This is a genomic window from Flaviramulus sp. BrNp1-15 (assembly GCF_022259695.1).
Taxonomy (GTDB): Bacteria; Bacteroidota; Bacteroidia; order Flavobacteriales; family Flavobacteriaceae; genus BrNp1-15.
The window spans coordinates 2,764,996-2,783,297 of record NZ_CP092099.1 but is presented as its reverse complement, the minus strand read 5'-3'; the positions used below and the strand labels follow the sequence as shown (position 1 = coordinate 2,783,297).

The following is an 18,302-nucleotide window of genomic DNA, read 5'->3' as shown; positions in this document are numbered from 1 at the left end:
GAATTAAGGTTGAGCAAAAATAACTATTTTTGCCACAATGAGCACATTTAGTATTTCAGTAATTATAAGCACTTATAATAACCCAGAATGGTTAGAAAAAGTACTATGGAGTTATGAGTTTCAAACTTTTAAAAACTTTGAAGTTGTTATAGCTGATGATGGTTCTGATGATAAAACGAAGTCCTTAATAGAAAAAATAAAGGCTCAAGTAAGTTATCCAATTCAACACATCTGGCATGAAGATAACGGATTTCAAAAAACCATTATTCTAAACAAAGCTACCGTAGCTAGTAAAAGTGATTATTTGGTCTATACGGATGGGGATTGTGTTGCCAGAAATGATTTTCTTCAAACACATATAGATAAAAGGGAAGAAGGTTATTTTTTGTCAGGTGGTTATTTTAAACTTCCAATGAGTATTAGCAAGTTAATTACCAGAAAAGATATTGAAAACCAACAATGTTTTGATATTGATTGGTTAGTAAAAAATGGTTTGAAAAAAACTTTCAAAGCAAATAAATTAACTGCTAAGGGCTTAAAACAAAGTCTGCTGAATAAATTTACTCCAACAAAAGCTACTTTTGATGGTATGAATGTTTCGGGTTGGAAAAAAGATATAATTAAAGTTAATGGTTTTGACGAACGTATGCAATATGGGGGAGAAGACAGGGAAATTGGTGAGCGCTTGATGAATTGTGGGGTAAAATTTAAACAAATAAGGTATAGTGCTATTTGTTTACATTTAGATCATGACCGCGATTATGTAAAACCTGAAATGATTGAGAAAAATAAAAAAATACGGTCAGCAACAAAAAAGAACAATATAAAGTATACACCTTTTGGAATTATAAAAAATTGATTTAGAGGTTTTTTAAATAAGTTTCTAACTCAGGAATAATAAATTCAGGAAGAAATTTTTCATAAAATAAATGCGCTCTGTTTTTGGTCTTCTTCAGTAATTCATCATTGTATAACTCTGGTTTTATATCTTTTAAATGGATAGAAACATTATATTTATCATCTTCAAACATATTCCATCCTGCTTTATCAACCCAAGGAGAAAAAATCGAAAATGTAGGAATATTTAATGCTTTAGCCATATTTATTGCTCCTCCTTCATTACCTATTAATGCATTACAATGTTTTGTGATAGCTAAAAACTCACGTAAGCTTTTTCCAAATACTTCAAAATGAATTTGTTTTTTAGTTTTATCATTACAAAAGTTATATACTGTTTTAGCCTCATTAGTTTGGTTTGGAATGTAATTAAACAGAATTTGTCCGTTAGTATCTTCAGCAATTTTATCAATGATTTTTGCCATATATGGAAGCGGATAGGTTTTGTTTTCAGAACTTCCTAACACGCTTATCATAAACAATGGTTTAGATAAATCGATGTTTTTTTGCTTTAATAGTAGCTTTGAGTCTTCTATTTCTTTATCGGATAAATAAATTTTAGGTTTGATACTTTTGATATCAATTTCTAATGGTTTTAAAAGACTTAATCTGTTTGTGATTTCTAATCCGGTTGAATTATCGTAGTTCTTTTCTCGTTTTATGTTATCACTGTAAATAAAGTTTCTAAATTTTTTTTGATAAGATATCTTAGTCTTTGCTTTTGAAAATAAAGTTATAAGGTTACTTGATAATTTTGAATATACATCTATTACAACATCATATTTCTTTTTTCTAATAGATTTTGTGAAATTGAATAGCTTTAATTTACTTTTTTCTATTTCAGGAGTAAAGAAAATATATTCGTCTATAAATGGATTGTTTTCTACTACAGGGAAAGTGTGCGAGTTAATTAAATAATGTAACTCAGCGTTAGGATATTTTTCTTTTAAAGCTTCAAACAAGATTGAAGATGTTAAAACATCTCCAATCATTTTTTGCTGTATAATTAATATTTTCATTTAATAGTAGCTTTACTAAAAATAAACAAATCACTGCTTATTTGACATAATTTGGAGCTCTTTTACTAACCCAAGTTTGTTTAATTAAAGCATTTAAGTAATATTTAATTAGATTTTTGAATATCAATACATTTACATAAAGTTTTGGCACAAAAAAGAAAACAGTTCCAACAATTGCTAGTAAAAGCTTAGTTAAAAAAGTAAAAATAAATAGAAGGAATTGAGCAAGATATTTTGAAAAATTTCTAAAATGATTATGTATATATGTATGTTTAGAAATAATTACTTCAGCTTTGGTTAATGCTGAGGTTTTTACATTTATGCGTGACGCACCCCCATGGTTATGAATAATTTGTGTGGCTCTTATTAACGCTATTTTACCACCAGATTCTGTTATCCTTTTACAAAAATCTACATCTTCAAGATATAACCAATAATCTTCGCACCATCCATTAATTTTTTTAAACCATTTTTTACTCGTAAAAATTATGGAACCTGAAACCCAATCTGGAAAAACTATTTCTTTAGAAGAGTGATATTTTTTAGAAATACTTTTTTTATTTATTAATTTATGAAATGCTCTAAAAGTGCCAAGTAATGTAGATAGTTTAGGGAAAAACCGAATTTCTTTTTCGGTTTTTCCTTCTAAGTTTACTTTGGTACAAGAGACAATGCCGTAATCTAAATTTTCTTTAGAAATCTGTAGTATTGTTAAAAGCGCTTCTTTGGTAACTATAGTGTCCGGGTTTAAGAATAACAAATACTCGCCTTTAGCTTTGTTTGCACCCAAGTTACATCCACTAGAAAAACCATAGTTTCCTTTATTAATTGTAAATATATAATTTGGAAACTTTTCAATAAATTCATTCAATTTGTCATCATTTGATTGGTTATCAACAACAATAACTTCAAATGTAAATTCATCTTGAATAATTTTTTCTAAACTTTTTAAGCAATTTTGAAGATGCTTCCAACTTTTATAATTTACTATAATTACAGAAATATCTATAAATTCATTATGAGCTGGCTTATTCTTCAATATTTCTTCTCTAATTTTAGTAATATTAAACTAATTATACAGCTACACTATGCTCACGAAGTGCATCGTTAAGCGATGTTTTTTTATTGGTACTTTCTTTACGTTTTCCTATAATTAAAGCGCATGGTACATTATAGTTTCCAGAAGGAAATTCTTTTACGTAACTTCCAGGTATAACAACAGAACGTGCAGGTACTCGACCTTTATATTCAACAGGTTTTTCGCCAGTAACATCAATTATTTTAGTACTCATTGTTAAAGTAACACCAGCACCTAAAACAGCTTCTTTTTCTACGCGTACACCTTCAACAACTATACAACGTGACCCAATAAATGCATCATCTTCAATAATTACTGGTGCAGCTTGTAAAGGTTCTAATACACCTCCAATACCAACACCACCAGATAAATGCACATTTTTACCAATTTGAGCACAACTACCAACTGTAGCCCAAGTATCAACCATAGTCCCTTCGTCTACATACGCTCCTATATTTACATAACTAGGCATTAAAATTGTGCCAGCAGAAATATAAGCACCATGTCTTGCAACAGCATGAGGTACAACACGAATGCCTTTTTCGGCATAACCAGTTTTTAAAGGAATTTTATCATGGAATTCTAGAGGCCCACATTCAATAGTTTCCATTTTTTGAATAGGGAAATATAACACAACTGCTTTTTTTACCCATTCGTTAACTTGCCAACCATCTGCAATAGGTTCTGCAACGCGTAATTCGCCTTTATCTAATAAATCTATTACGCTACGTATCGCTTTAGTTGTTTTTTCTTCTTTTAAAAGTGCTCTGTTTTCCCAGGCATTTTCTATAGTTTGTTGTAATTCACTCATCAGTATTTTTGTTTTCAGCAAATATAGTAGCTATCATTTAAAAATGAGAATGAAAAGTATCTAATGTCAATTTTTTATTAATAAAAATCAACGATTTTTATCATTATTTTTTTGTCAGACAAATCCTGTTTTTACTACAAATGGCTTTAATAAATCGACCAAATGCATTCAAAAAGTATTTCATCTTTTAAATTGGTCATTTTAACTATTTATCGATAGAAATAAACAACTCCACATATAAACGAAAATACGTGACTTATAACTAATTTTTGTGTCATAAGTATAGAGTGAATATATATTTGCTTCGTCAAACAATAAAAGACAGAATGAAAACAAATTTTTACATATTATTAATTTTCTTAATTTCTTTTTCTCTAGGAAACGCTCAAGAGGTTGCTCCTGAAATAGAAATTAGTGAAGTTGTTTCTGTTTCTATTGATGATAAAAATATACCTAATGTTGATGCTGAAATTTATACAAATAAAGAAAATGATTCTTTGTTAATTGATGCAAACAAGCTAAAGGAAACTATAGCACGTAGTTCAAGTGACATTAGAATATATTTAAACCGTGAAAGAAAAGCAGGAAATATTAGTTTTGTATTTCCTAAAATAAATAAAGCAGTAAAAGCTTAAAAATAATGTTCAAATATTAATGGTTTAAGGTTAAACTATTAAAGAAAGGTTATCTGAAAAGATAGCCTTTCTTGTTTTAATCACTTATTTTTGCAAAAATCAAATAAATGGGAAGAGTATTAGCAATAGATTTTGGTACAAAAAGAACAGGTATTGCGGTAACAGATGAATTGCAAATTATTGCTTCTGGACTTACAACAGTAAATACAAAAGAATTGGTACAGTTTTTGAAAAACTATATCAATAAAGAAACTGTTGAATTGTTTTTAGTTGGAGAGCCAAAACAAATGGATAATACAGCTTCTGAAAGTGAAGTTCATATAACTAAATTTTTAAGTAAATTAGAAAAAGAAATTCCAGAAATTCCAATTAAAAGAGTAGATGAACGTTTTACATCTAAAATGGCATTTCAAACCATGATTGATAGTGGCTTGAAAAAGAAACAACGCAAAAATAAAGCATTAATTGATGAAATTAGCGCAACTCTTATCTTACAGAGTTATTTATATTCTAAAAAGTAGAATGCCTTAAAAACAATTAAAATATAATAACTTATTTTTGCAAAAAAATTAAAAAGATAGAATGATATTACCAATTGTAGCATATGGCGACCCTGTTTTAAAAAAACATGCAACAGAGATAACTAAAGATTATCCAAAATTTGATGAACTTTTAGAAAACATGTTTGAAACAATGTACAATGCCTATGGAGTTGGTTTAGCAGCACCGCAAATAGGTTTGCCTATTAGATTGTTTTTAGTAGATACAACACCTTTTTCTGAAGACGATGGGTTAACAGAAGAAGAACAAAACGAGTTAAAAGATTTTAAACGCGTTTTCATTAATGCTAAAATCACTAAGGAAGAAGGTGATGAATGGGCATTTAACGAAGGCTGTTTAAGTATACCAGATGTTAGAGAAGATGTGTTTAGAAAACCAAAGGTTACTATTGAGTATCTTGATGAAAATTTTAAACCACATACAGAAACATTTGATGGTTTGATAGCTCGTGTTATTCAGCATGAATACGATCATATAGAAGGTGTTTTATTTACAGATAAGTTATCTACATTAAAAAAACGTTTAATAAAAGGAAGACTTGCAAACATATCAAAAGGAAAAATCAATGTAGATTATAGAATGCGTTTTCCAAATCAAAAAAAGAAACGATAATATTTGCAAGACATCAATAAACATTTGATATTTGCGCCCTTTAAAAAATAATTTATGAGTTTAGATAAAGTTTTATCAATATCCGGAAAACCTGGATTATATAAATTAATTACACAAACCCGTGGCGGTTTTGTAGCAGAATCTTTAACAGATAAAAAGCGTATATCTGTAAGTATACAAAACAACGTTAGTGTATTAAGTGAGATTGCTATTTATACACTAACAGAGGAAGTGCCTTTAAAACAAGTTTTTAAAAATATTAAAGATAAAGAAAACGGTAAAGAATCTTCTGTAAGTCCAAAGGATAGCAAAGATAAGCTAGAAGAATATTTCTTTGATGTTTTGCCAGATTATGATGAAGATAGAGTGTATGCTAGCGATATTAAAAAAGTAATTCAATGGTATAATCTATTACATAAGTATGATATGTTAGATGAATTGGATTCAGAAGAAAAGGAAAATGCATCAGACGAAGAAGAATAAATAAAACTTATTATTTAACTATATAAACCTCCTAAATGGAGGTTTTTTTATACATAAAATGAAAGGATTGTTTTTTGTTGTCGACTATTAGTTAACTAACAAAAAACACACATAACCATGAATCCACTTTGGTTTTTTGAAGATGTAAATCTTTTTAAAATTTTATGTCCACATAAATTTAAAGAATACAAAAAAGGTCATGATTTTGATGCCTACAAAAAGCAAGATTATATTTATTTTGAAGAAGATTCTTCTAATAAAGTATTTCTTATAGAAAAAGGTAAAGTAAAAATAGGTTACTATAACGAAGATGGAACCGAAGTTGTAAAAGCTATTTTATCTCGCGGTCAATTATTTGGTGAAAAAGCAATTCTTGGGGAATACAAACGAGAGGAATTTGCGCAATCTATAGATAATACCACAACCATTTGCCCGATAAGTGTAGATACCATGCATGATTTAATGCGAAAAAATGAAACATTTAGTTTTAGAGTCTACAAGTTTATTGGTTTCAAACTTCAGAAATTAGAAAGAAGACTTCAACTTTTAATGTTTAAAGACACCAAAACACGACTTATGGAGTTTCTGGACGAATTATGTACAGAGTATGGTTACGATTGTAATAAAACCGGAGATAAAGTAATACATCATCCTTATACACAAAAAGATATTGCCAGTTTAATAGGTACATCTAGACCCACTTTAAACATTCTTTTAAATGAATTAAAGCAAGATAATGTGATAGAATTCAACAGAAAAGAAATAAGAATCCATAAAAATTCTGCATAGTGTTAGCTAGCTAACATTTTATAATAAAAGCAAGGTATAATTTTGAAGGTATAAACTTTTAAAAAAAATATACCATGATTAAAAAAATGTTTTTGGCAGTATTTGCAATTGGAATTTTTGCTACTGCTTGTAGTAATGATGATGACAATACACCAACTACGGCAAGCTTAACTCTAAATTTAGATGGCTTAGAAGCTTTAGGAGATGATTATGTTTACGAAGGTTGGATTATTGTAGATGGTGCACCAGTTTCAACAGGAGTGTTTACTTCGGTTACATTTCCACAATCTTTTACTGTAGATGCAACACAATTAGCAAATGCTACTACTTTTGTGCTTTCTATAGAGCCAGCAATAGATACAGATCCAGATCCTGCAGATACTAAAATTTTAGCGGGTGATTTTTCAGGGAATTCTGCAAGTGTAGATTCTAACGGAATAGTTGCCAATTTTGGTAACGCAGCTGGAACTTATATTTTGGCAACACCAACAGATGCTGATGATACTAACGAAGCAAGTGGTGTTTGGTTTTTAGACAATTCTAGTGGTAGTCCAATGGTAGGCTTAACATTACCAACATTATCAGCGGGTTGGAAGTACGAAGGTTGGGCAGTAATAGACGGAATGCCAGTTAGTACTGGTACATTTACATCGGTTTCAGGTTTTGATGATAATGCTTCAACTTCACCTTATAAAGGAGATGCAGGAAATGGACCAGCTTTTCCAGGTGAAGATTACTTGCAAAATGCACCTTCAGGATTAGCATTTCCTACAGATTTAAAAGGAACAACTATAGTAATATCAGTAGAACCAAGTCCTGATGATAGTGTAGCTCCATTCACATTAAAACCATTAGCGCATGTTGTTCCTACTGATGCTATGAACCATACTGCAATAGCAATGGGAACTGGTCCGGTAACCATGTTATCAGGTACAGTTACACGATAAAAACCTAATTGTTATTTTTTGTTAGATTTAAGGCATGATTCCGCCGACTTAGGAATTGTGCCTTATTCATTTAAAAAGAATCTACATGAAAATTACAAAATCTCAAATAAAAAATATAATTTTTTTAGTGGTTATAGCGCTATTAATAATTCCGCAAACAAGACAACCTATACAAGTTTTATTACACAAAGGTTTAGCGGTTTTTAGTCCTTCTACTGTAAACGAATCCAAACAAATTACTATAACAAATTATAACTGGAAATTGAAAGACGAAAATAGCCATATATTAAATTTTGAAGAGGTTAGAGGAAAAGTGGTTCTAGTAAATTTTTGGGCAACTTGGTGCCCGCCTTGTATTGCAGAAATGCCTAGTATGCAAAAACTTTATGATGATTATAGTAATAAAATTGAGTTTGTATTTGTATCAAATGAAGATTATTCAAAAACCAATCAGTTTTTAAATAAAAATAACTATACTTTTAAAACATTCACACCAATTACTAATTATCCAGATACTTTTGATGTAAGCAGTATTCCAAGAACTTTTTTAATAGATAAATCTGGTCGTATCGTAATAGACAAAACCGGTGCAGCAAATTGGAATAGTGAAACTGTTAGAAATACTATTGATGAATTGTTAAAATAGGTTATGTGTTTAAAGCGTTTTAAAAAAGGCTTTAATAAAACTCCAAGAAAATAAGGACTTCATTATTTTTAATTCTTCAAAAAAAGTCGACTCCTCATCAAGAAATTTAAACATAGCTTGTACAGAATTCTTATTGTAAAACTGCTGAAATATCCATTCACCTTTCTGGTTTTCATCTTTTAATACTTTAAGAAAGACAGTATCATAAAACTTGTATTTTTTTCTAAATAAATTATCTGATGGTGTTTTCTGTGTCTTAATGTTTTCAATAATTTTCGCGACTTTTTTCTCAGTATTTTTAAAAGAGTAACCTGTAGATCCTTTCACCCAACCGCCGCCAGTACCTATTTTGGTTATATGTTTTGTGTTGAACTTTTCAAAAGGAAAGTTTGTCATAGGTATTTGACCTGTTTCAGTTTCTCTTATAATGTATTTATCAATTTTAAGAAACTCTTTAATGTAGGTTTTAATGTATTTGTCGTATGTTTTTTCATCTACAAGATTTTCTGTGAAATATGTAAATTCTACTAGAGCTTCAGTTTTAGAAAAGGGTAAAACATATGTAAATGTAGTTTGCTCACCATCTTTTAATCGATAATCCATCATGGTAAGTTTGGTTTCATCAAAAACTTCATTTTCAGTTTTAATAATATAACCTTTAAAATGCTGAATCAAAGATGTATAATCTTGTGAGTTTTCTAAAAATTCTTCAGAAATTCTACTATCAAATACGTGAGTCGCATAATATGTATTGCCTTCTGTTTTAACAGTAACATATTCTGCTTCACTCACATTAATAACCTTATCTAAAATAAAATTAATCTGTTTATTTTGCTTTAGTTTATTTTTAGAATAGTTATAAAAGTCTAGAGCTTTTATGGTTTTGTAATTGTAAGGAGAAAGGTTTAAATCAATATTTTTTTTTGAGGTATATATTGAAGCTTTGTTCCAAGATTTTGATAAGATAGCATTCCATTGAGAAATTCCTGTTTCCCAGAAGCTCCAAGTTTTATCATTTGTGTTTTTCTCTGAAGCATCAATAAGTGCCACTTTTTTATTCTTAAAAAAAGGGTCTGAATTCATCTTTAAAGCTAGTTGTAAACCAGCTAAACCATTTCCTATAATAATATAATCGAAATGGGGGATTTGATTCATTGAGCAGAAGAAACCTTATTTTTTGAAGTATTTAAAAGGGACGAATAGCATACCGAAACACTCACCATCTTTTTTTCCTAAATGTTTGTGATGTATTTTGTGCGCACGTCTTACACCTTTAGCATACCAATTATTTGCATTTCTAAATAACTTAAAACGTTGGTGTATAAAGATATCGTGTACAATAAAGTATGATAAGCCGTAAGCAAAAATACCTAGACCTATTGGTAAACCTGCCCAAAAACTGGTGTATTTCCATAACAAGAAAAAACCAATACTAACAACGGCATAGAAAATAAAAAAGGCATCATTGCGCTCAAACCAGCTATCATGATCTTTTTTGTGATGGTCTTTGTGTAAACTCCATAAAAACCCATGCATTATGTATTTATGTGTGAACCACGCCATAAATTCCATGAAACAGTAGGTGGCTAAAAAAACTAATATCCAAAGTAAAGTATACATTTTTAAAATTTACATTAAATTTAATTGATATTTTACATAGCTACGCATTAAAAGCTCAATTTTTTTAGGGTTAGAAACCCGTATTCTTGAATTTTTAATTTGAAGCGCAGGAGTTTTCTTTAATTTTTTTAATAATTGTCTGTAATATCTGTAAGCCATAAAAACTCCAAACTTAGCTTCGATAGGTAATTTTTTAATTCCGCTCAAACCTTTTTCGAAATCACTTTCAATATCATCAATAATATCTTGTTTAGATTGCTCATCTAAATTATTCAAATCAGTATTAGGGAAGTAAGTTCTATCTAAACCTTCAAAATCAGCTTTTAAATCTCTTAAAAAGTTTACTTTTTGAAAAGCAGATCCTAAAGCCATTGCTGTATCTTTAAGCTCGTTATATTTTTCTTTATCACCTTTTAAAAACACTTTTAAGCACATAAGACCAACAACATCTGCAGATCCATAAATATATGCTTCGTATTCTTCTTCTGTTAAATATGTGGTTTTGTGAAGGTCTGCACGCATACTCTTCATAAAGGCATTTACCATATCTTTTTCAATACCGTATTTATGGTATGTGTGTTGAAAAGCGTTTAGAATAGGGTTTAAACTGATTTTATTTTCTAAAGCAAGTTCTAAATCTTCTGAAAATCTATTAAAGAGTAATTCTTTGTCATAATCATGAAAGCTATCTACAATTTCGTCTGCAAAACGAACAAAACCATAGATATTGTAAATATCACCTCTAATTGATTTGTATAGCATTTTAGTAGCTAATGAAAAAGAAGTGCTATATTTTTTTGTTACAATTTTACTGCAATTGTAAGATACATTGTCAAATAATGCTTTCATATCAATATACTATGATGTTTAGTTACTAAATCTGCCACTAATTTACCAGATATAAGTGATGGTGGCACACCAGGACCTGGAACTGTTAATTGCCCTGTAAAAAATAAATTTTCTACATATTTGCTTTTTAATTTTGGTCTTAAGAAAGCAGTTTGCAACAAAGTATTTGCCATACCATAGGCGTTACCTTTGTATGAATTATAATCTTTTATAAAATCATTTAAGCAAAAACTTTCTTTAAATATAATATCTTTTTTTACACTTTGAGAAGTCAATGCTTCAAAACGTGCAATAATTTTATCGAAATATTTGTCTCTTAACTCTGGAGTATCATTTAAACCTGGAGCTAAAGGGATTAGAAATATTCCTGCTTCTTTTCCCTCTGGAGCAGCGTTTGTGTCAGTTTTACTTGGAAAACTAGCATAGAATAAAGGGTTTTCTGGCCATTTAGGATTATCGTAAATAGCTTCTGCATGCACATCAAAATCTACATCAAAAAATAGTGTGTGATGATTTACGTTAATTAATTTTTTATCAAACCCAACATAAAATAGAAGAGATGATGGTGCGAATGTTTTTTTATTCCAATAATTTTCTGAGTATTGCCTGTATTTTTTATCAACTAGAGTTTCGGTATGATGATAATCTGCACCACTTACTACAATATCGCATTTATAATCTGTTCCATTAGATGTAATGCCTTTGGCTTCTCCATTTTCAACTATAATTTTTTCTACTGGAGATTCTGTTTTGATGGTTACACCTAGTTCTTTGGCTAAACTTTCCATAGCAAGTATAACTTGATACATACCTTTTTTTGGATGAAATGTACCGAGTCCAAAATCGGCATAATTCATAAAACTATAAAATGAAGGTGTATCGCTTGGTTTAGCGCCTAAAAAAAGCACTGGAAACTCTAGGATTTTAACTAGTCTTTCATTTTTAAACTCTTTTCTTACATCTTTTTTTATAGTACTGAAAAATTGATTAATTTTCTTGATTGTGGTAGGAGTTATTAATTCTAAAGGTGAAACTCCAGGATTATATACCAAATCTTTTATGGCAATATCGTAGTTGCTTTTAGCTTTATCTATGAATTTTTGAAGCTTTTTAGCACTCCCAAGTTCCTCATTTTCAAAAGCAGTTTTTATTTTTTCTAAAGTATCTTCAATGGTGATAAAATCATTATTACCAAAATAAACACTGTAGGCAGGATTTAGTTTTTCTAAGGTGTAATAATCTGATGGTTTTTTATTGAAATCTGAAAAAAAACGTTCAAAAACATCGGGCATCCAGTACCAAGTTGGACCAATATCAAAGGTGAATCCGTCCTTTTTTAATTGTCTAGCTCGACCACCAATAGTTTTGTTTTTTTCAAATAAAGTTACTTCGTAGCCAGCCTTTGCCAAGTAACAAGAAGCAGCTAAAGAAGAAAACCCAGAACCAATTATGTTTACAGTTGATTTCATATTGTTTAACAAATATAATTAAAAGTTAAACAAAAATAAATTTTTTATCACAATTGTTCAACTAAATTTTCAATAGAATTGAAAATACTGATTTTTTCGGGTAGATTAGATTCATCAAATGTTGATAGCCTTTTACCTAACAACATGAGTTTCGTGTTATCCTTTTTTAATAAAAGCTCATGGAATTTTTTAATGTAGTCAGTTACATTTTCTTCTTCTGGATATACGGTAAAGTATGATACAAAAGTAATTTCTTCAAAAAATTCAAGTAAATCAGTTAAACTTTCCATAGGTACACTTTCACCAAGAAAAATAGTATGATAGCCTTTACTTCTTAATTGGTAGTTTATAAAAAGTAGTCCTATATCATGAATTTCGTTATCTGGTAAAAAAAGCACAAAAGTTTTTGAAACAGGTTTAGGTTCTAAAAGTTGTAACCGTTCTGTATTTAATAATATCTTTTGCTTGATATGAACTGATAAAAAATGTTCGTGCGCAGGTGTGATAGTATTTGTTTGCCACAGTAAACCAATTTCATTTAATAAGGGTAGAAATACTGAATAAAAGATTTCACTAAATGTTTTATTCTCTAGTAAGTTATTGTAAGTACTGTAAAATAAAACCTGATCAAAATTAATCATTGCCATTTTTAGAGCATTAATAGCATGGTCTTCAACTTTAGCTCTTGATGCTATTTCTCTAACTTTTATGGGTATTTCTTCTTCTTTTAGGTCTGCAATTTTAGAAATCTTAATACCATTATTGTTTAAGTAAGATATGTTTAAGAGTTTTTGGAAACTGGTTAAATTGTAGTTTCTAATATTAGTATCCGATCTGTTTGGGCTAAGTAAATTATAGCGCTTTTCCCATATTCTTATGGTGTGTGCTTTTATTCCTGTGAGGTTTTCTAAGTCCTTTATGCTAAAGTTAACCTTAATATTGTTCATCAATATTTAAATTTAGTTAAACAAAAATAAGCATAATTTTTAAATATATTGTAAAATTATTTAATAAAGTGCGCACGAGAAGATTCGAACTTCCACATTCTAAACGAATACTGGCCCCTCAAGCCAGCGCGTCTACCAATTCCGCCACGTGCGCATTAATGAAGTGTGTAAAAATAGAAAAAGTTAAGCAATTAAGCTTAACTTTTTTCTAGTGACCGGGCTGGGGCTCGAACCCAGGACCCTCTCCTTAAAAGGGAGATGCTCTACCAACTGAGCTACCAGGTCATTGTTTTATTTAAAGACTAACATATTGCTGTTAGCGGGTGCAAATATAAAATGTTTAATTAATAAAACAATACTTTTTTTAAAGAAATTTTCGTTTTTTTGCATCACTTAATCGTATGTTTTTAATAATCAATTTATAGCATAAAAATGATATTAGTTTTAATTGGGTATATGGCTTCCGGAAAGTCGAGTTTAGGAAAGAAATTAGCAGAAAAATTAGACTATGAATTTGTAGATTTAGATGATTTTATTGAAAACAAAGAAAATGCTTCTGTAAGTAATATTTTTAAAAATAAAGGAGAAATCTATTTTAGAAAGCAAGAAACTTTATATTTAAAAGAGCTATTACAAACAAAAACAAATATTATTTTATCTGTTGGAGGAGGTACACCATGTTATGCTAAAAATATGCAGTTAATATTAAATGCAGATAATGTAAAGAGTATTTATTTAAAGGCTTCAATTCCTAATTTAGTAGATAAACTGATTAAGAAAAAAAGTAAACGCCCTTTAATTGCACATATTAAAACTAAAGATGAGCTTACCGAATTTATTGGTAAACATCTTTTTGAACGCGTACAATATTATAATCAAGCAGAAATACAGATAATTACAGATAATAAAACGAAAAAGGAAATTGTTGAAGATATTGTTTTAGAGTTATTCTAATACGGCTTCAAAGTTTTTACCCTCTAACACAATATCTACATGTTCATGTAATGATGTAGAAAGAGAAATACCTTTAAAATCTGCTTTCACAGGATATTTTTTATGATTTCTATTTATTAAAACAGCAGTTTTAAACTGTTTTAAAGGTACTTCTAAAAAGTGTTTAACACCATAGATTAGCGTAGTACCGGAATTTAATACATCATCAACCAGAATTAAAGATTTGTTTTTGTATTGTTCAGGCAGGAGCGAAGTTATAATAGGTTCTGATGGACTTTTCTTATTGATATTAACTTTACATAGAATAGGTTTGATATTAGATATTTTTTGGAGTACAGTTTTTAATTTTTTGGCAAAAATATACCCGTTTTTATCTATACCAGCCAAAATAACTTCTGTTTCATTAACGTTCGTTTCGTATATCTGAAAAGCAATACGTCTTATTTTATGATTGATTTCATCATGGTTTAGTATGATATTATTTTTAACGTCCATAGCAATAATTGTAAAAAATTAAAATATAAAATTACTCATTTTTATCTGTTTATTTTATTTTTTTTCAAAGATCAGATTTAACATCTATTAAATAATTATTTTTCTTGTAACTAAAATTTACTAGTTAGATGTTTCATCTGTAAAATCATCAATATCTCTTCTATCTTTTTTAGTAGGCCTACCAGTTCCTTTTTTTCTGTAGTAATCTTTCGAATATTTTAAAAGCTCTCTGGCTTCAAATTGTTCTTTTGGTGTAATGTCTGTTCTGTAAATATCAACTAATTTAGCGCCAACTCTACTAACTGGTATGTCATTTACAGTAAGTTTATAGTTTATTTGGTCTTTTCTTAACTCAATAACATCCTGTGCATAAACTTCTCTACTTGGTTTAACAACATCTCCATTTACTTTTACCTGCCCTTTTTTGCAAGCCGTTGTAGCAATCGATCTAGTTTTGTAATATCTAACACACCATAAATACTTGTCTATTCGCATATAATTATTCTAAAAACTACGTTAATGTTGTTGTGCAAGATTATATTAAAATTGTATCTTGCGACCTCAAAAATAAGCAATAATGAAATTAAGAAAAGTTACTTTATTCATTTTTATTCTAACCCTTGGTTTTATATCGTGTAATAATGACGATGATGGTGGTTCAACTACAATTGTAATAAGAGACCGAACAGAACAGCAATTGGTTGATAATGATTCTATATTAGGTTATTTAGAAACTCATTATTATAATTCTGCAGAATTTGAAGGTAATTCAGATCCTAATATTGAAGACCTTATGATTGAAGAACTTTTAGAAGGCGAAACTTTAGAAGACGGCTACACATTGCTTATTGACGCTGTAGAGACTCATACGCTTGTTTTTGCTGAAACAAATTACGAGTACTACATTTTAAGATTAAACCAAGGAGGAGGTTTAGAATCACCAAATTTTACTGATACTGTACGTGTAACATATGAAGGTTACACATTAGAAGATGATCTAAATGATTTAACAGAAGCTTTTGATAGTACTGTTAATCCAGACACTCCTTTTGATTTACTTGGTTTAATACCAGCATGGAGAAAAGTTTTACCCCAATTTAATACAGCTGATGCCTTCGAAGAAACTATTAATGTTGACACAGATGGTGATGGTATTCCAGATATTAGTGATGGAACAATCGAATATAAAAACCATGGTACAGGTGTTATGTTTATACCTTCCGGTTTAGGTTATTTTTCTAGTGCTACTACAGGAATTTCAGCTTATTCACCTTTAATATTTAAGTTTGAATTATACCAAATGTTTGAGAATGATCATGATAGAGATGGAATTCCTTCATATTTAGAAGATTTAAATAATGATGGTGAAATGACAGTTAATTTTGATGATTTAACAGACGATACTGATGATGATACTGATGGAGATGGTACACCAGACTATGCAGATGCAGATGATGATGGAGATGGTATCCCAACAATTAATGAAGATTTAAATGGAGATGGAGACCCAACAAACGATATTGGCTCTAACGGCATTCCAAATTATTTAGACCCTGAAGAAACAGAGTATAGAAACAACTAATAATATAAATTTAATAAAAAAACCTCGCAATTGCGAGGTTTTTTTTATTTCATATATTCTAAAGGTATTATAAAATAAGTGATAAACTTAAAATTAATTGATCTGGTCTAGTATCTAATCTACTAGTGTTAATACCATTATTTCCTAAAAATGTAGCTTCATTATCGCTAAAACCACGTTCGTATCTTAAATCAATACCTAGTTTGTTAAGGTTAAGCGCGATTCCGAAATTTAGACCTACTGAAAAATCGCTTTCAACATCATTAATGGCTATACCATCAAATTCAGTGTCTAATATGTATTGAAGTGAGGGGCCACCAAAAACACTAACAGGACCTAATACTTTTAAACCTACTAGTAAAGGAGCGTCAATTTTTTGCATTTTAAAGTCATCATTATCATAATCACTTTTTGTACTTGTATAAACAAGTTCTGGCTTAAAATAAACCTGATTACCAATTTTTCCAAATAATCCTATATGGTAACCAACATTTCTATCAGGATTTTTTGCATTATCATTAATAGATTCAAAATAATCACCATTAGCATTGTAGTTTAAACCACCTTTAATACCAAAACCAGTTGCAGTTTGTGCCATTACAGCAGTTGGAAGACTAATTACTGTTACTAAAACTAAAAATAAATTTCTCATGATTGTTCGTTTTAAGATTTTGTTTGTAATATCAAAAACGTTGCCAAAAGCATATTATTTTCTTTTTATTACAATCATTTTCATTTTTCAGTTAATTATCTTTGCCCACTGAAGTAAAGAAAATATGAAATTTGAATTAATAGCAAAAGATTCACAGAGTAAAGCCAGAGCAGGAAAAATAACAACAGATCATGGTGTTATAGAAACTCCTATTTTTATGCCTGTTGGTACTGTTGCTACAGTTAAAGGTGTACATCAACGTGAGTTAAAAGATGAAATAAATCCTGATATTATTTTAGGGAATACCTATCATTTATATCTAAGACCGCAAACACAAATCTTAGAAAAAGCAGGTGGATTGCATAAATTCATGAATTGGGATAGGAATATTTTAACCGATTCAGGGGGATATCAAGTGTATTCACTTTCAGCAAATAGAAAAATTAAGGAAGAAGGAGTAAAGTTTAAATCGCATATAGATGGTAGTTATCATACATTCACACCAGAAAATGTCATGGAAATACAACGTACTATTGGAGCAGATATAATTATGGCTTTTGATGAGTGTACACCATATCCGTGCGACTATAATTACGCAAAACGTTCTATGCACATGACGCATCGTTGGTTAGATAGATGTATAAATCATTTAGAAAAAACACCTTTAAAATATGGATACAATCAAGCATTTTTTCCTATTGTTCAGGGTAGTACTTATAAAGATTTAAGAATTCAATCTGCAGAGTATATTGCAAATTCTGGAGCAGTTGGTAATGCTATAGGCGGATTATCTGTTGGAGAACCTGCCGAAGAAATGTATGCCATGACCGATGTTGTATGTTCAATTTTACCAGAAGATAAACCTCGATATTTAATGGGAGTAGGTACACCAATCAATATTTTAGAAAATATTGCGTTAGGTGTAGATATGTTTGATTGTGTAATGCCAACTCGTAATGCAAGAAATGGTATGTTATTTACGGCACATGGAACTATTAATATTAAAAATTTAAAATGGGCTGATGATTTTTCGCCTATTGATGAAATGGGGATTACGTATGTTGATACAGAATATAGTAAAGCTTATTTAAGACATTTATTTAGCGTTAATGAATTGTTAGGTAAACAAATAGCAACAATACATAATTTAGGATTTTATTTATGGTTGGTTCGCGAAGCCAGAAAACATATATTAGCAGGAGATTTTAAAACTTGGAAAGATAAAATGGTTAAGCAAATGAATAATCGTTTGTAGT

The 18,302-nt window shown here is 29.6% G+C and carries 22 protein-coding genes and 2 tRNA genes; 11 read left to right on the top strand and 13 right to left on the bottom strand.

All coding sequences use genetic code 11. The features are described 5' to 3' along the window. Positions 1–37 precede the first annotated feature (37 nt). Positions 38–859: a glycosyltransferase family 2 protein gene (locus MBM09_RS12345; protein ID WP_238674027.1), complete on the top strand. Its 822-nt coding sequence runs from the start codon at positions 38–40 to the stop codon at positions 857–859. Position 860: 1 nt separating this feature from the next. Here the strand turns inward: MBM09_RS12345 and MBM09_RS12340 are convergent, their stop codons facing one another. Genes MBM09_RS12340 through MBM09_RS12330 form a run of 3 tightly spaced genes read right to left on the bottom strand, consistent with a single transcriptional unit; the run spans position 861 to position 3,805 of the window. Next, positions 861–1,916 carry a glycosyltransferase family 9 protein gene (locus MBM09_RS12340; protein WP_238674026.1) on the bottom strand — a complete coding sequence of 352 codons (1,056 nt, stop codon included), beginning with the start codon at positions 1,914–1,916 and terminating at the stop codon, positions 861–863. 37 nt (positions 1,917–1,953) lie between these two features. Continuing rightward, a complete protein-coding gene (locus MBM09_RS12335) occupies positions 1,954–2,955 on the bottom strand; it encodes a glycosyltransferase family 2 protein (protein ID WP_238674025.1) in 1,002 nt (333 codons plus the stop codon). A gap of 34 nt (positions 2,956–2,989) precedes the next feature. Then, on the bottom strand, positions 2,990–3,805 hold the full coding sequence (locus MBM09_RS12330; RefSeq protein ID WP_238674024.1) for a 2,3,4,5-tetrahydropyridine-2,6-dicarboxylate N-succinyltransferase: 816 nt from the start codon (positions 3,803–3,805) through the stop codon (positions 2,990–2,992). Positions 3,806–4,131: 326 nt separating this feature from the next. Between MBM09_RS12330 and MBM09_RS12325 the strand changes: the two genes are divergently transcribed. The 7 genes from MBM09_RS12325 (at position 4,132) to MBM09_RS12295 (ending at position 8,478) form a co-directional block, all read left to right on the top strand. After that, positions 4,132–4,440 (top strand): hypothetical protein, encoded by a 309-nt coding sequence (locus MBM09_RS12325; RefSeq protein ID WP_238674023.1) that lies wholly within the window; start codon positions 4,132–4,134, stop codon positions 4,438–4,440. 107 nt (positions 4,441–4,547) lie between these two features. Then, positions 4,548–4,961: a Holliday junction resolvase RuvX gene (gene ruvX, locus MBM09_RS12320; RefSeq protein WP_238674022.1), complete on the top strand. Its 414-nt coding sequence runs from the start codon at positions 4,548–4,550 to the stop codon at positions 4,959–4,961. A gap of 61 nt (positions 4,962–5,022) precedes the next feature. After that, positions 5,023–5,613: a peptide deformylase gene (gene def / locus MBM09_RS12315; RefSeq protein WP_238674021.1), complete on the top strand. Its 591-nt coding sequence runs from the start codon at positions 5,023–5,025 to the stop codon at positions 5,611–5,613. Positions 5,614–5,667: 54 nt separating this feature from the next. Continuing rightward, positions 5,668–6,096: a DUF5606 domain-containing protein gene (locus tag MBM09_RS12310; protein ID WP_238674020.1), complete on the top strand. Its 429-nt coding sequence runs from the start codon at positions 5,668–5,670 to the stop codon at positions 6,094–6,096. 117 nt (positions 6,097–6,213) lie between these two features. Then, a complete protein-coding gene (locus MBM09_RS12305; RefSeq protein ID WP_238674019.1) occupies positions 6,214–6,885 on the top strand; it encodes a Crp/Fnr family transcriptional regulator in 672 nt (223 codons plus the stop codon). Positions 6,886–6,959: 74 nt separating this feature from the next. Beyond that, positions 6,960–7,832, top strand: a complete 873-nt coding sequence (locus MBM09_RS12300) for an anti-sigma factor (protein ID WP_238674018.1) — start codon at positions 6,960–6,962, stop codon at positions 7,830–7,832. 85 nt (positions 7,833–7,917) lie between these two features. Then, on the top strand, positions 7,918–8,478 hold the full coding sequence (locus tag MBM09_RS12295) for a TlpA disulfide reductase family protein (RefSeq protein ID WP_238674017.1): 561 nt from the start codon (positions 7,918–7,920) through the stop codon (positions 8,476–8,478). A 9-nt stretch (positions 8,479–8,487) separates the two neighbouring features. Here MBM09_RS12295 and MBM09_RS12290 read toward each other — a convergent pair whose 3' ends face one another. From MBM09_RS12290 to MBM09_RS12260, 7 genes are all read right to left on the bottom strand, one after another. Then, positions 8,488–9,633 carry a lycopene cyclase family protein gene (locus MBM09_RS12290; protein ID WP_238674016.1) on the bottom strand — a complete coding sequence of 382 codons (1,146 nt, stop codon included), beginning with the start codon at positions 9,631–9,633 and terminating at the stop codon, positions 8,488–8,490. A gap of 15 nt (positions 9,634–9,648) precedes the next feature. Next, positions 9,649–10,098, bottom strand: coding sequence for a sterol desaturase family protein (locus MBM09_RS12285; protein WP_238674015.1), 450 nt, complete (start codon positions 10,096–10,098; stop codon positions 9,649–9,651). Between the two features lie 9 nt (positions 10,099–10,107). Further along, complete coding sequence (locus tag MBM09_RS12280; RefSeq protein ID WP_238674014.1) at positions 10,108–10,947, bottom strand: phytoene/squalene synthase family protein; 840 nt, start codon at positions 10,945–10,947, stop codon at positions 10,108–10,110. Beyond that, positions 10,944–12,416: an NAD(P)/FAD-dependent oxidoreductase gene (locus tag MBM09_RS12275; RefSeq protein ID WP_238674013.1), complete on the bottom strand. Its 1,473-nt coding sequence runs from the start codon at positions 12,414–12,416 to the stop codon at positions 10,944–10,946. Before MBM09_RS12275 ends, MBM09_RS12280 begins: the two co-directional genes overlap by 4 nt. Positions 12,417–12,463: 47 nt before the next feature. Continuing rightward, complete coding sequence (locus MBM09_RS12270; protein WP_238674012.1) at positions 12,464–13,363, bottom strand: MerR family transcriptional regulator; 900 nt, start codon at positions 13,361–13,363, stop codon at positions 12,464–12,466. 69 nt (positions 13,364–13,432) lie between these two features. Continuing rightward, positions 13,433–13,517: transfer RNA gene (locus tag MBM09_RS12265), tRNA-Leu, on the bottom strand. A gap of 58 nt (positions 13,518–13,575) precedes the next feature. Next, a tRNA-Lys gene (locus MBM09_RS12260) sits at positions 13,576–13,648 on the bottom strand. A 147-nt stretch (positions 13,649–13,795) separates the two neighbouring features. Here MBM09_RS12260 and MBM09_RS12255 point away from each other — a divergent pair. After that, on the top strand, positions 13,796–14,317 hold the full coding sequence (locus MBM09_RS12255) for a shikimate kinase (RefSeq protein WP_238674011.1): 522 nt from the start codon (positions 13,796–13,798) through the stop codon (positions 14,315–14,317). Here MBM09_RS12255 and MBM09_RS12250 read toward each other — a convergent pair. Beyond that, on the bottom strand, positions 14,309–14,812 hold the full coding sequence (locus tag MBM09_RS12250; RefSeq protein WP_238674010.1) for a phosphoribosyltransferase domain-containing protein: 504 nt from the start codon (positions 14,810–14,812) through the stop codon (positions 14,309–14,311). The two genes, MBM09_RS12255 and MBM09_RS12250, sit on opposite strands and share 9 nt — an antisense overlap. Positions 14,813–14,932: 120 nt before the next feature. Further along, entirely contained in the window at positions 14,933–15,307 is a 375-nt protein-coding gene (locus tag MBM09_RS12245; protein ID WP_238674009.1) for an RNA-binding S4 domain-containing protein, read from the bottom strand. 82 nt (positions 15,308–15,389) lie between these two features. On the opposite strand from MBM09_RS12245, the gene MBM09_RS15930 reads away from it, so the two are divergent. After that, positions 15,390–16,394 (top strand): FKBP-type peptidyl-prolyl cis-trans isomerase, encoded by a 1,005-nt coding sequence (locus MBM09_RS15930; RefSeq protein ID WP_305070096.1) that lies wholly within the window; start codon positions 15,390–15,392, stop codon positions 16,392–16,394. Between the two features lie 67 nt (positions 16,395–16,461). On the opposite strand, the gene MBM09_RS12235 is transcribed toward MBM09_RS15930, so the two are convergent. Continuing rightward, complete coding sequence (locus MBM09_RS12235; RefSeq protein WP_238674008.1) at positions 16,462–17,046, bottom strand: outer membrane beta-barrel protein; 585 nt, start codon at positions 17,044–17,046, stop codon at positions 16,462–16,464. A gap of 124 nt (positions 17,047–17,170) precedes the next feature. On the opposite strand from MBM09_RS12235, the gene tgt reads away from it, so the two are divergent. Beyond that, the gene (gene tgt, locus MBM09_RS12230) at positions 17,171–18,301 is read left to right on the top strand and encodes a tRNA guanosine(34) transglycosylase Tgt (RefSeq protein WP_238674007.1); all 1,131 of its coding nucleotides are present in this window, start codon (positions 17,171–17,173) and stop codon (positions 18,299–18,301) included. Position 18,302 lies beyond the last annotated feature (1 nt).

What these genes read in the sequence shown, in the direction of transcription:
- MBM09_RS12345 (WP_238674027.1), top strand. Translation starts at nt 38, where the DNA reads ATGAGCACATTTAGTATTTCAGTAATTATAAGCACTTATAATAACCCA.
- MBM09_RS12340 (WP_238674026.1), bottom strand. Translation starts at nt 1,916, where the DNA reads ATGAAAATATTAATTATACAGCAAAAAATGATTGGAGATGTTTTAACA.
- MBM09_RS12330 (WP_238674024.1), bottom strand. Translation starts at nt 3,805, where the DNA reads ATGAGTGAATTACAACAAACTATAGAAAATGCCTGGGAAAACAGAGCA.
- MBM09_RS12325 (WP_238674023.1), top strand. Translation starts at nt 4,132, where the DNA reads ATGAAAACAAATTTTTACATATTATTAATTTTCTTAATTTCTTTTTCT.
- ruvX (WP_238674022.1), top strand. Translation starts at nt 4,548, where the DNA reads ATGGGAAGAGTATTAGCAATAGATTTTGGTACAAAAAGAACAGGTATT.
- def (WP_238674021.1), top strand. Translation starts at nt 5,023, where the DNA reads ATGATATTACCAATTGTAGCATATGGCGACCCTGTTTTAAAAAAACAT.
- MBM09_RS12310 (WP_238674020.1), top strand. Translation starts at nt 5,668, where the DNA reads ATGAGTTTAGATAAAGTTTTATCAATATCCGGAAAACCTGGATTATAT.
- MBM09_RS12305 (WP_238674019.1), top strand. Translation starts at nt 6,214, where the DNA reads ATGAATCCACTTTGGTTTTTTGAAGATGTAAATCTTTTTAAAATTTTA.
- MBM09_RS12300 (WP_238674018.1), top strand. Translation starts at nt 6,960, where the DNA reads ATGATTAAAAAAATGTTTTTGGCAGTATTTGCAATTGGAATTTTTGCT.
- MBM09_RS12295 (WP_238674017.1), top strand. Translation starts at nt 7,918, where the DNA reads ATGAAAATTACAAAATCTCAAATAAAAAATATAATTTTTTTAGTGGTT.
- MBM09_RS12290 (WP_238674016.1), bottom strand. Translation starts at nt 9,633, where the DNA reads ATGAATCAAATCCCCCATTTCGATTATATTATTATAGGAAATGGTTTA.
- MBM09_RS12285 (WP_238674015.1), bottom strand. Translation starts at nt 10,098, where the DNA reads ATGTATACTTTACTTTGGATATTAGTTTTTTTAGCCACCTACTGTTTC.
- MBM09_RS12280 (WP_238674014.1), bottom strand. Translation starts at nt 10,947, where the DNA reads ATGAAAGCATTATTTGACAATGTATCTTACAATTGCAGTAAAATTGTA.
- MBM09_RS12275 (WP_238674013.1), bottom strand. Translation starts at nt 12,416, where the DNA reads ATGAAATCAACTGTAAACATAATTGGTTCTGGGTTTTCTTCTTTAGCT.
- MBM09_RS12270 (WP_238674012.1), bottom strand. Translation starts at nt 13,363, where the DNA reads ATGAACAATATTAAGGTTAACTTTAGCATAAAGGACTTAGAAAACCTC.
- MBM09_RS12255 (WP_238674011.1), top strand. Translation starts at nt 13,796, where the DNA reads ATGATATTAGTTTTAATTGGGTATATGGCTTCCGGAAAGTCGAGTTTA.
- MBM09_RS12250 (WP_238674010.1), bottom strand. Translation starts at nt 14,812, where the DNA reads ATGGACGTTAAAAATAATATCATACTAAACCATGATGAAATCAATCAT.
- MBM09_RS12245 (WP_238674009.1), bottom strand. Translation starts at nt 15,307, where the DNA reads ATGCGAATAGACAAGTATTTATGGTGTGTTAGATATTACAAAACTAGA.
- MBM09_RS15930 (WP_305070096.1), top strand. Translation starts at nt 15,390, where the DNA reads ATGAAATTAAGAAAAGTTACTTTATTCATTTTTATTCTAACCCTTGGT.
- MBM09_RS12235 (WP_238674008.1), bottom strand. Translation starts at nt 17,046, where the DNA reads ATGAGAAATTTATTTTTAGTTTTAGTAACAGTAATTAGTCTTCCAACT.
- tgt (WP_238674007.1), top strand. Translation starts at nt 17,171, where the DNA reads ATGAAATTTGAATTAATAGCAAAAGATTCACAGAGTAAAGCCAGAGCA.